The following is a 10,969-nucleotide window of genomic DNA, read 5'->3' as shown; positions in this document are numbered from 1 at the left end:
AAAATACGTCCGCGAAAATATCATAGAGCCAGAGTTAGCTACTCAATTTAGAGCTCGTACATAAGTTCGCATTTAATTCTTTAAAAATAATTTTTATTGTTGACAAGGGGGAGTCCACATAAGCTACTTCCGTATAGCGTCCTTAATAATAGATGCAACGATGAGCATGATTTTCTCTGTAGCCCCCGCAGGGCGGGTTTAAAAGGCGTATATGCCGCGTTATTGATTTTGATAATAGAATAACTATTCTCTTCAATCAACGCCTTGCCTATAAGCCTTTTAATTCTCGCTGAATCCTGCATCTTGAAGTGGCATGGGTATAGGTGCGCTTATCGAAAATAATCAATGTATTAAATAGAGACCGTTGAATAATAGAAATATTTCATTCAAGTAGCCGTTAACGTTACAAAAGGTTTTTTATCGCGTTCCCCACTGAAACGCCTACACTTTCAATGGCCATAGGTATAGATTTCATTAAAGAACTCAGTTACTGGTTGTAATTGAATAGGGAATCCCAACGCTGGTCTAAGTGCTGCTTTGCTTGAGTTAATGGTAGCGCTTGATAGGTATCTTTATCAAGAGTGACAAGTTTCATCCGTTCAAGTTTGGCTAAGGCATCGGATATTTCAAAATCTAACTGACAGTGGTATTTGTTTCTAAACCAAGTTTCAATTTTATCATCCAGTTTTGATGCACTCAGCCCCTGCTTGGATTTAAGTAAGAAGGTGTAGGCTAATAGAGCCTCTTTAAAGTCTTCCTCTTCAGCAGCATCAATCAAGGTATGGAAAACGCCGGCATTATTATCTAAATTTTTAAAATAGAGGTTATCTGAAAGTGCTTTCATAAACTTAATTTTTCGATTTTTAAATTTACTCCACTCTTTAAAGATAAAGCCGGCAAAAACGCCTACACCTAGACCAAAAGAAATAAAGTGCTGCTGTGTCATCGCAACAGACTCTGAGCGCCAACCTAGCCAAAACGCTAATAAAGCGGTAAGAAGTAAGATAGAAGCGCCAAGTTTAGTCACTAATACCACGGCACCACCGACTACAGCAGAAGCGCCTATAATCACTTTATCTATTGGACGCATTCTGACTTCACTATTAGGGAATAGCATTTCTAAATCGGCTTTTGGGACATTTTGAAAAAGTTTTATTATAGTTGAACTTGGTTCAAAACCTATCGGTTGTTTCTTTTTTTGTTCGAAATAGGTTTTATCTTTGAAGGTTATGTATACGGCGACACGATCGTAGTTGGTAAAATTGATCGTTTGTTTGCGAAATCCCCAAAGTGAGGTAATTGTTTCACTTAATTGAGACTCTCCTCGGCGATAAAAAACGACTTGTTCAAAATCATCAAATTCAACTTCAAGTCTAACTTTAAATAATGATTCTTCGTTAAGTGCTTCTTGCAAGTCTTGCTCTGTTATTTTTTCAAAGTTGGCTGCATTTAGAATCTGAGCAAAATTCTCAGCAAAGGCTGTTTTACATTGCTCACGATTTTCCAAGGTAAAATTGTTTAATTGCTGGGTATCGGCATTAGGATCAAATGGGGCATAGTTATTCTTTAATAACTCAAGCACTTCGTGATAGTCAAAGTGAATGACGCTGGAAAGTAGCTGGCAAAACTGCTTAAAAGAATGCGCAGATCTTTCATCAGGCAACTCCTGTGAACACATTTGAATAATATCTTGCTTTCTAAATGGAATGAATCGTTCAACGGCCATAATATAATGTTATTTGAAGTTAGATGATTAGAGTTTAAGGTAATTGGAGGCATAGCGAAATAAAAAGCTTGTGGCTTAGATAAGTACTTTAAATTTTCTATGGTATTTGATGAGCCACTTTATTTTTATCATAAAGTTATTATTTAGCAAATACTTGCTTGAGCAGGTCAGTTGTTCTTTTTGCAGAGTTCTCACGTATAGCCGCCTCTTCTATTGCTAGTTAACTTATTGATTGTTAATTTCTGGCAAAATAGAGACTTAGCCATTTAGCCAAAAAGTCCTTTTAGCTTATTTTTGAGTTTATCTTTTACTTTGTCTTTAGCACCAGAGCTGACATCGGGGCGAATTTTAATTTGATGAAATGGCCCTGTGATCTTTATCGGGATCTCAACACCAGAGCTAGTGCCATCTGCTGTTTGCCCTTGAGAAGATGCAACTATTTTTGACTTGATTTGCAGCTTAACCTTCGTTTTAGGTAAGTCTATGTCGCCGGTACCAGATATTCTGATAAAGGGATTATTTAAAGACAAGTTATTGGTATTGGCTACTCCATTACTTAGCATAAATTTACCCGTTAAAGCGGCAAAATCTGTTTTATCTGCGTTGCTAAAGTCACTGTCCAAACTAACCGCAGATAAGTTGCCCTTCATAATATTACTTGCGCTCTTAGCAACAGCGGCTAAATTAACGCCTTTGACAGCACCATCAATAAAGCTAAAATCAATATTGCCATTGAGTTGATTAATAAAGTCACGTTGACTGCCACCTTGGGTGGATAGTTCCCAAGCTAATTGGCCTTGGCCCATTAACTTGTCAAAGCCAACAGCATCGGTAAGTAGTGGTTGGGCATTAATCTTGGCTAATTCAAATTTACTGGTGATCTGGTAAGGTTTTTTATTTGAATTGACTTTAAAAGCGCCACGACCATTACCTTCATAGCCCTGAAAGCTCTTCAATTGCAGGCTAGCAATACCATTGTTCAATAAAAGGGCTATCTCATTCTTGCCCAGTTTAATCTCTCGCACTAACAACTGACTCGATTGGATGGAGATGTCGGCATTTAATGAAGTCAAAGCAGATAAGTCAATAGCAGTATCATCCCAAATTACGGGTTGATTTTCAGTTTCATTTGGCGGTGAATCTTCTGAGCTATTATTATTGTTAGGTAAATAAGGGTTAAGGTCGAGTATGCCCAAATCGATATTGCTGGAAATTTTCAGTGGGGTAGATAAGGTGATGGCCGTTGAGCCTTTGAACTCTAGCGCGTCAAGGTTAACCATTAACTCATTAAGTGTAAGTTTATTGTTAGCAAAGTGCATATTCGTACTGAATGAGAATTTATTAAAGGCTTCATCTTTGGCAACTAAAGGGATGTTTTGCCAGTTTAATAGCTGTTTAACTGAGTCTCCTGATACAGACAATTTGCCTTTGAGTTCTTTTCCTTGTTGTATTACTTCACCTTCATAATTTAATTTAGCTAACGGAAATGTTAAGACTAATTTTAGTGAGAAGGCTTGGTTATTAATTGCCTTTGCGGGGGTAGTCATACTCGATTTAAGTTCAAATACTTGCGCCATGTATCGAACACTGCCAGAAAAATTAAGTGGTTGTCGCAAAGAGGGGAGGAGTATTGCCAAATTTAACTGATCAATTATTTTTGTTTCTTTACTTTGGTGATCGATAAAAGTGAGCTTGCCCCCGTTAATCTCTATTTGGCCAAGGCTGATATCAAAATATTCAGGTAAAATTATATTATCATCATTAGCTGGCGCTTTTTTAGCTGTGTTTTCAGTGCTGTTATCTACTTCGTTTTCTGTGGTAGCTAAAGGTGAAAACTGCCAGTTGACTTTACCATCCATATTCTTTTCCAGCAGAATGTCAGGATTGTTTATAACAAACTTATCAACATGTAACTCACCAGAAAATACTGAAAGCCATGGGATGTGGATCAGTAATTCGGTAATGCTTGCCATACCTTTTTTCGATCCTCCTTTTACATTGGAAAAATGAACGTCGTTTAGTTCTAGTGATAACGAAGGGAATACACTTAGATCTTGTTCACCATTAACCGTTAAAGTTCTTCCTGTCGCTTGCTGAACTTTAGCACTTACTTGGTTAAATATATCCTGTGTCGATATTAATTGCGTAGCAACTACAATCAATAAAATAACAACAAAACTAATTATAGCGATGGATTTTAAGAATATTCGCATAGTTGTACTTAATTAATAGAAGTTAATTTCAACTATAGTAAACAAACACATTTAATTCATCAAATTAGAGCTAAATCTGAATAGGAGATATTTTTTATATTGATCTATCAAAGGTTATCGCGATTAACGTGGGTAATTAGATTGGATCAAACCTTTGCTACTAGGTTAAGTCAATGTTAGGGCAGCATACATCAGATCCTATAAATTGACTTTACTGTTTTTAGGTTTTTAATTTTGTTTAAATAGCATAAAGTTGATGACTATCATTTTTACTACAGGATTAAATAACTTGTGAAAACTCCATCGGCATTTATTATTGGCGCAGCTAAACAACAAGATGGGGTAGGTAGTCTTGAACAGGTTTTACTGCTTGAGTCAAAATTACTTCAACGTGGCATTACGCCTAAACATTTAGTTATTGAGCCGTTAGAGGCTGATTGGCATAGCGCTGAGAAAGAACATCATTTTAGAAGTGGTTGCGCTCCGATTGAAGCGTTGGCCGAAGCAAAAAAGTTAATAGAAAATGGTGAAACTGCGGTTGTCATTAGTGGTGAAGATCATATTAGAACGGGTTATAGCCGAGAAAATCGGTTAAGTAAAATGGCCGTTTATGGACAAAGTTATCCCTTAACACAAGCTTATACCGACTTAGCGCGTGCTTTTAGTGACAACCACACCATTACAGAACAACAATTTAAAGAGTTTGCTAGTGCACTGTTTGAAAATTACCAAATTAGTTTCCGTAACGTTTTGTCAGATACCTTTACCCCAGAGTTATTACCCGATTTACGTTGGCATAAACCGATAACAGACTTATTTAGAGGGGTTGATTGTGCAAATCCTATGGTAGATTTTTCAGGTCGATTATTGTTAACCCGTGCAGATATCGCCGAGCAGTTGGGCGTTGATAAAAGCCAATGGTTGAAGGTGGCAGCTGTAGGGTTGAGCCGACTTGATGGAGATGGGCGAGAGTTTTTAACCGATATTTCGCGATATGAACATTTACAACAAGCTTATCAACAAGCCTGTGATGAAGCGAATGTCGACTTTGTGCACCTGTTCAAAGGTGGTGATGCTTTATTAGAAACTTATACTTGTTACCCTGTTGTTCCAATGGCCTTCTTATTAGTAAGTGGTTTGGTTGAGGTATTAGAAGATATTCCAGACTTTCTCACTGAACATAGTATTACCATTACGGGCGGTATGAATTTGGCCAAAGCCGCATGGAATAATCCAGCGCTTAATGCGCTTATATTAATGCATCATCGCTTATGTGATGGCCCAGAAAAGCTTGGTTTAATACATGGCAATGGTGGTTTAGGTTATCGACAAGGAATCGCGATTGTAGAGCGTGTAGGTGTTTAAAAAGTTCTATTTTTAAACTGGATTATGTATTAACACGCAGCCAAGAAAGTAGGGCAGCACAAACACTCGAACAGGGTGTTATACGGCTACATTTCGCTTCGCGACATAACTTTAGCCAACTGACATAACAAAGAAGACGAATTTACAGATTGAAAAAACCTAGCTGCCTAACGGCAGCTAAAAGAACACTACTTAACTATAAAAGGCTTCAACAGTTCCTTTTAGCGTCATCAAAAGCGGTTGTCCCCGACGATCCAACGCCTTAGGAGAAGCGACTTTTACCCAACCTTCACTGATGCAATATTCCTCTACATCGGTACGCTCTTTGCCATTCAGTCGAATACCAATGTTGTGTTCAAAAATTTCTGCCACATGATGTGGGCTACGGGAATTACCCGAAAGGCGATCCGGTAAAGCTGGTAGCGAATTAGTGTCGTTCATGTTTGTGACCTGAAATAAATAAAAAGTGCGTTATTGTAGACAATATAGACCTAGCGCTCAAGAACTGCAGTAAAGTTTATAGGTGTAGTTTAGTGACTTGTGAATTTAAGATACCGATTTTTCCGCAGAGGTAGGTGGGGTAGGGAACTTGTTAAGTTAACCCTGATTGTTTCCTTTTGGGATTTTTGTGAAAAGGCGTTTTCTTGCTATTGCAGATTTTATATTCAAATTTTTTGCCGTATATTTTTTAATGAATCATTCATCTACTGCTTCTGAGATGATTTAGTAACACACGTCAACTAATGATGCTTCTCACTAAAGCCCAACTATTTATAATAACTTAGTTTTCATGGTCTATAATTGTTTGAGACTGCTGTATTTTAATACAAATTAAATAAATATTACGCAACGGACATTACAGAGACGTATCCTTAATATATTGTTATACAAAAGGGAAGACTAGATGTTTGATTGGTCTAACTATCTACTTTTACCTTTAACCTATTGATATATAAATAATTTAATTAATTCGATATAAAAAGTTATTACCTGTCAAGGTAATAACTCCAAGTTCATTCAATAGCCCGCGCTAAGCAGGCCTTTAAAATATAGACTAAAGCAACTTATGCAGATTTTGCCAATACAAATGAACCAGGTGCAGGTTCAAGTTCAGTATATTTATCATTACCTAATTCAGCCGGAGCATCTATCAGCTTGCCACCTTGTGCTTTCAGCCATTCATCCCAGTGTGACCACCAGCTTCCTGGCACTTCAACCGAAGTTTGTAACCAGTGTTCATCACCTTTTCCTAATTCACCATCTTTCCAGAAGTGACGTTTATTTTTGCTCGCGGGATTAATAACACCAGCTACGTGACCACTTGCAGCCAATACAAATTCAACTGGCCCTTTTACAAGCTCTGTACCAATAAAGGTCGTTTTCCAGGGGGCGATATGATCTTCGACCGCTGAAAGGAAATACACAGGACAATCAATTTTACCTAAATCAATTTTAACACCACAAAGTTCCACACCACCTGGTTTAGCTAGGTTGTTTTCTAAGTACATATTACGCAAATACCATGTGTACATAGCTGATGTCATATTGGTTGAATCACCATTCCAATATAAAATATCAAATGGGGGTGGTGTTTTACCTTTTAAGTAATTATTAACCACATAACTCCAAACAAGATCATTAGCACGAAGCATTGCGAAGGTAGAAGCTAATTGCTTACCCGGCATAACACCGCCTTCTTTCAACTTATGCTCATGTTGATTCACTTGAGACTCATCAATAAACACACCTAATTCACCTGGATCAGAAAAATCTAATAAGGTTGTAAAGAACGTTGCTGAGGCGATTGGTTTTTTACGTTTCGCCGCCAATACCCCCATTGTTGTGGCTAACATTGTTCCGCCAATACACCAAGAAACCGCATTGATTTTTTTAGCGCCTGAAATTTCTTTTACTGCATCAATAGCAGGGATTGTTCCACCGCTGATATAAGTGTCCCATGTGATATCACCTAATGATTCATCAGGATTACGCCATGAAATAATATAGACATCATTACCTTGTTCTAAACAGTAACGTACGTACGAATTATGTTCAGATAAATCCAATATATAGTATTTATTGATACAAGGAGGAACGATTAGAATTGGGCGTTCATTTACCTTTTCAGTCATTGGTTTAAAGTGAACCAATTGAATTAATTCATTTTGAAAAACAACCGAACCAGGTGTTGTCGCTAGATTTTTACCCAACTCAAACGAAGACTCATCCGTCATTGTAATACGGCCTTTCTCTATGTCTTGCATTAGGTTTTCAAGGCCAGCGATTAAGTTTTGACCTTTTGACTCGAAGGTTTCCTTCAATACTTCTGGGTTAGTTAATGCAAAGTTAGAAGGTGCTACCGCATCAATAAATTGACGTGTATAAAAATCACACTTCTTTTTAGTTGTATCATCCAGAGTCGAATCACTAACCATGCCGTTTAACCATTTACTGGATAACAAATAAGATTGTTTTATGTAATTATGAACAGGGCTTTCTTCCCACTCAGTACCTGAAAAACGACGATCCCCTGGTTTAGGCTTAACAGCTGAATCAGCACCTGGGGTAAACATATTAATCCAAAGACCAAACTGCTCTTGGTAAAACCCAGCCATTGTTTTAACCCACTCTTCAGGGCTTTCCATCGCACGGGTCACGATAGTGTTCCATGAATTACTAAATTGGGAAATCATTTCTTGTGATTCAGATGTTGATAAGTCTTTAAACATATTGTGACCTTTTGAGGCCATGTTCTCAAATAACTCTTGAGGGGTTTTATCATTCATAATATTGTCTCTTTATTAAGTTTTAAAATACCGCAGCGTACAACTATAACCACTTTGACATTTCTTTACCATTCCTATGCCTTTTCTACCAGGGTGGGATCACGCATTTAAGATAAATAACACGATATAATAAAGAAATTTTGAACTTTATTGGTGTTGAATGATCAGATCAGTATCAAAACCAACACGAGTTATTTATCATGTCATTATTTCAAGATATTGAAAGCATTGAAGATCACCGAGTTGACGCAAATAAAGATTATGAATTAGCCGATATTATTTTCTTAACAATAGCCGCTGTGCTTTGTGGTGCTAAAGGCTGGAAAGCGATTAATATATTTGGAGAAGCTCAGCTTGATTGGTTAAGAGAATAGAAAGACTTTAGCCATGGCATTCCCACCAGACACTCTATCGGGCGTATTATAATCATCACGGCAGCATAGATCATGACACTGATGATCTACAAACCTTCACAACAGCTGCAATTAGGATTTGAATGTAGTTAACGACCGCTAAATTAGTGAAGCTGACGTTAGAATAACAACCGCTAGAGTCTGCAATGCGCACAGCAGTCAAAGCTCTACAAGTTCATTTTAAAGTCTCAGCCTCACAGGTTTCCCCCAACCAGCTTTCTAAACGCCCATCATATCCATTATTGACTAAACCTCAAGCACACAAAAAGTAGACCCAAAATCTATAAATCAGTGGGTCTAATGCATATTTCCTTCAACGAGTGCTAACTTAAATTTGCCAATGATGATGCCAGAGATGCCATTCTCAATATGTTATAACTATTTTTGAGGCAATAAAAAAGCCTCAACATTTCTGCTGAGGCTTCGTTATGAATGGTGCCGACTGCCGGAGTCGAACTGGCGACCTACTGATTACAAGTCACACTGAATATCACCTATTGCATTGTTATTAAAGAGTTTAATTTTAAGTGTGTTCCCTTTGTTTTTCTCTGGAATTCTTAAATTAACTCTATAATGAGAACTCTATGAAGCTCAACTTGAGCTTTTCAATTACATATCACTACTATTATTTGTAGCTTGATGGTAAAACTATTGAATCTCTCTTGCAATAGTTGGAAGCTATAAAATAGATGTGGCTCTATCTTTTTAAAATACTACACACTATTTAGCACTACGCCAGCAGTTAATGACAGTACAATTGCATCTATCGATACATCTTCTACACCTACAGACAGTAAACTAACACCACCATTACACTTAATGTGTCGTGACCTGCTACTTATGAGCTTATTAAGATGTCTTTTCTGTGCGCAAAGAAGAAGTAATGCTTTGAAATTTTGAGTGCTTGTCGAGGTCAACTGAACATCAGTTAGTTGACCTTTGCATGTTGAGAACTAACTTAATAATCCTCGGCAAAGCGGAAGTCGCAGGTTAGTTCACGCTCCCCACTTAAAGTTAATACCAGAGCTTTTTTACATGGTTGAGCATCGGCCTATCGTAATGTAGTGCATTTCCCCTTCTATTCCAGCCAAGATAAAAACGTTAGTATTGGGGTCCACCGAAAAAGTACCTGACCAGCCATCTTTACTTGATTCGCAAAAATTCGCCATGCCCGTTTCGTCATTGTAATAGTAATCATCTAAGTAAAACGATTCAGTACCAAATGGTTTTACCCCCTTACCTGGTACTATTAAAAACTTATTTTGAGTGTTGGTACCGTGCCCAGCGCTAAGTTTATTTTCTTTGGCTTTTACATAAGCTATATGCTCAGTAATACATAACGTTGTTTTCTTCTCTACTGCCATAGCGTTTACTGAAACTAAAGCCGCGATAAGGGCCGTAGCAGGCTTGCACGCTTTTGGTTGGACTCGTGAACAAGCCATTCAATTTATGGTTGCTAACTCGCCTTTAGCATTAAGTGATATTGAGGCAGAAGTAGAACGATACATTTCGATGACTGGACAAGCGGTTTCTTATAAAATTGGTCAACGAGAAATTCGCTCCATGCTTATTCTTAAAAACAAAATTGAAAATTGGGTTGAATCACAGGTATATTAAAATATTGAGCAGTAGGCATTAAAAAATACCAGCGAGTCAGCTCAATACGACACGCTTATTTACAGGATATTCGTTAAACTATAACCTAGCGTCTCTAACCGGATAGTTTTCATATCAATGAATATCTGCTTCAGTTCAATTCAATTCAATTCATCTATAATACCAATCATCCCGACTAAAAAAGCCTAACAAACCGAATTGATTACTTTAAGGTTAAGTCAAAGCAACAAGTTGCTTGTGCCAATCAACCAGTTCATCGTCGTAACATATCAGTAAAACATCAGCTAACAATAGTTAATATTTCAACTAAACTGATTGAATTCGATACGACGTTATCTACTGAATGTTTTAAAAAGTTGCACCTATTTTAGCGGTTGCTAAAGAATATCTAGATGAGGAAAAAATGGCTGTTATTTACGGAGTATCGCCTTCGCCTTTCGTACGAAAAGTAATGTTGGCACATGCTTATAAAAACCTACCGTACGAGCTTAAGGTGGTAACACATGGTAGTAACGACTCCGAATTTAAAGCGGCCAGCCATCTGGGTAAAATACCGGGCTATTGTGCAGATGATGGCATCGCATTTCCAGACTCATCAGTCATTGTTGCTTACCTAGAACGTACTTCAACCGATATAAAATTGTATCCAGAATCTGCAAGCGCTTTTGCTATGGCAATTTGCTATGAAGAATATTGAGATACAAAAATGATTGAAGCAACCGTGGCCTTATATTTTCAACGGGTTGTGGGCCCAAAGTTCTTCAATCATATCTAGTAAGTAGTACTAGCCTTGTTTTCAATATTCTTCCAATAATCCCAAACCGTTTATCGTCGAGTACACTGAAACTG

General features: G+C 37.5%; 10 protein-coding genes. 4 read left to right on the top strand and 6 right to left on the bottom strand.

The genetic code is table 11. From position 1 onward, the window contains the following. Positions 1-487: 487 nt before the first annotated feature. From DWA31_RS11470 to DWA31_RS11460, 3 genes are all read right to left on the bottom strand, one after another. Positions 488-1,726, bottom strand: coding sequence for a DUF3754 domain-containing protein (locus tag DWA31_RS11470; protein WP_114326724.1), 1,239 nt, complete (start codon positions 1,724-1,726; stop codon positions 488-490). 139 nt (positions 1,727-1,865) lie between these two features. Then, positions 1,866-1,940 carry a DUF4197 family protein gene (locus DWA31_RS17860; protein WP_114326726.1) on the bottom strand — a complete coding sequence of 25 codons (75 nt, stop codon included), beginning with the start codon at positions 1,938-1,940 and terminating at the stop codon, positions 1,866-1,868. A gap of 52 nt (positions 1,941-1,992) precedes the next feature. Then, entirely contained in the window at positions 1,993-3,939 is a 1,947-nt protein-coding gene (locus tag DWA31_RS11460; RefSeq protein ID WP_114326723.1) for an AsmA family protein, read from the bottom strand. Positions 3,940-4,230: 291 nt separating this feature from the next. On the opposite strand from DWA31_RS11460, the gene DWA31_RS11455 reads away from it, so the two are divergent. Next, entirely contained in the window at positions 4,231-5,304 is a 1,074-nt protein-coding gene (locus tag DWA31_RS11455) for a hypothetical protein (RefSeq protein ID WP_114326722.1), read from the top strand. Positions 5,305-5,496: 192 nt separating this feature from the next. Here the strand turns inward: DWA31_RS11455 and DWA31_RS11450 are convergent, their stop codons facing one another. Continuing rightward, positions 5,497-5,745: a DUF3297 family protein gene (locus tag DWA31_RS11450; protein ID WP_114326721.1), complete on the bottom strand. Its 249-nt coding sequence runs from the start codon at positions 5,743-5,745 to the stop codon at positions 5,497-5,499. A gap of 623 nt (positions 5,746-6,368) precedes the next feature. Continuing rightward, on the bottom strand, positions 6,369-8,090 hold the full coding sequence (locus DWA31_RS11445; protein ID WP_114326720.1) for a PHA/PHB synthase family protein: 1,722 nt from the start codon (positions 8,088-8,090) through the stop codon (positions 6,369-6,371). Positions 8,091-8,290: 200 nt separating this feature from the next. On the opposite strand from DWA31_RS11445, the gene DWA31_RS11440 reads away from it, so the two are divergent. After that, complete coding sequence (locus DWA31_RS11440; RefSeq protein ID WP_114326719.1) at positions 8,291-8,464, top strand: transposase family protein; 174 nt, start codon at positions 8,291-8,293, stop codon at positions 8,462-8,464. Positions 8,465-9,534: 1,070 nt separating this feature from the next. On the opposite strand, the gene DWA31_RS11435 is transcribed toward DWA31_RS11440, so the two are convergent. Continuing rightward, positions 9,535-9,867, bottom strand: a complete 333-nt coding sequence (locus tag DWA31_RS11435; RefSeq protein ID WP_114326718.1) for a hypothetical protein — start codon at positions 9,865-9,867, stop codon at positions 9,535-9,537. Between DWA31_RS11435 and DWA31_RS11430 the strand changes: the two genes are divergently transcribed. Next, the gene (locus DWA31_RS11430; RefSeq protein WP_114326717.1) at positions 9,824-10,120 is read left to right on the top strand and encodes a DUF885 family protein; all 297 of its coding nucleotides are present in this window, start codon (positions 9,824-9,826) and stop codon (positions 10,118-10,120) included. The genes DWA31_RS11435 and DWA31_RS11430 overlap by 44 nt on opposite strands. A 403-nt stretch (positions 10,121-10,523) precedes the next feature. Beyond that, positions 10,524-10,817, top strand: coding sequence for a glutathione S-transferase family protein (locus DWA31_RS11425; protein ID WP_114326716.1), 294 nt, complete (start codon positions 10,524-10,526; stop codon positions 10,815-10,817). Positions 10,818-10,969: the final 152 nt, after the last annotated feature.

Origin of the sequence: Candidatus Colwellia aromaticivorans, from assembly GCF_003333305.1 — a bacterium.
GTDB classification, from domain to species: domain Bacteria; phylum Pseudomonadota; class Gammaproteobacteria; order Enterobacterales; family Alteromonadaceae; genus Colwellia; species Colwellia aromaticivorans.
This window is presented reverse-complemented; position numbering and strand designations above follow the sequence as displayed.

What these genes read in the sequence shown, in the direction of transcription:
- DWA31_RS11470 (WP_114326724.1), bottom strand. Translation starts at nt 1,726, where the DNA reads ATGGCCGTTGAACGATTCATTCCATTTAGAAAGCAAGATATTATTCAA.
- DWA31_RS11460 (WP_114326723.1), bottom strand. Translation starts at nt 3,939, where the DNA reads ATGCGAATATTCTTAAAATCCATCGCTATAATTAGTTTTGTTGTTATT.
- DWA31_RS11450 (WP_114326721.1), bottom strand. Translation starts at nt 5,745, where the DNA reads ATGAACGACACTAATTCGCTACCAGCTTTACCGGATCGCCTTTCGGGT.
- DWA31_RS11445 (WP_114326720.1), bottom strand. Translation starts at nt 8,090, where the DNA reads ATGAATGATAAAACCCCTCAAGAGTTATTTGAGAACATGGCCTCAAAA.
- DWA31_RS11440 (WP_114326719.1), top strand. Translation starts at nt 8,291, where the DNA reads ATGTCATTATTTCAAGATATTGAAAGCATTGAAGATCACCGAGTTGAC.
- DWA31_RS11435 (WP_114326718.1), bottom strand. Translation starts at nt 9,867, where the DNA reads ATGGCAGTAGAGAAGAAAACAACGTTATGTATTACTGAGCATATAGCT.
- DWA31_RS11425 (WP_114326716.1), top strand. Translation starts at nt 10,524, where the DNA reads ATGGCTGTTATTTACGGAGTATCGCCTTCGCCTTTCGTACGAAAAGTA.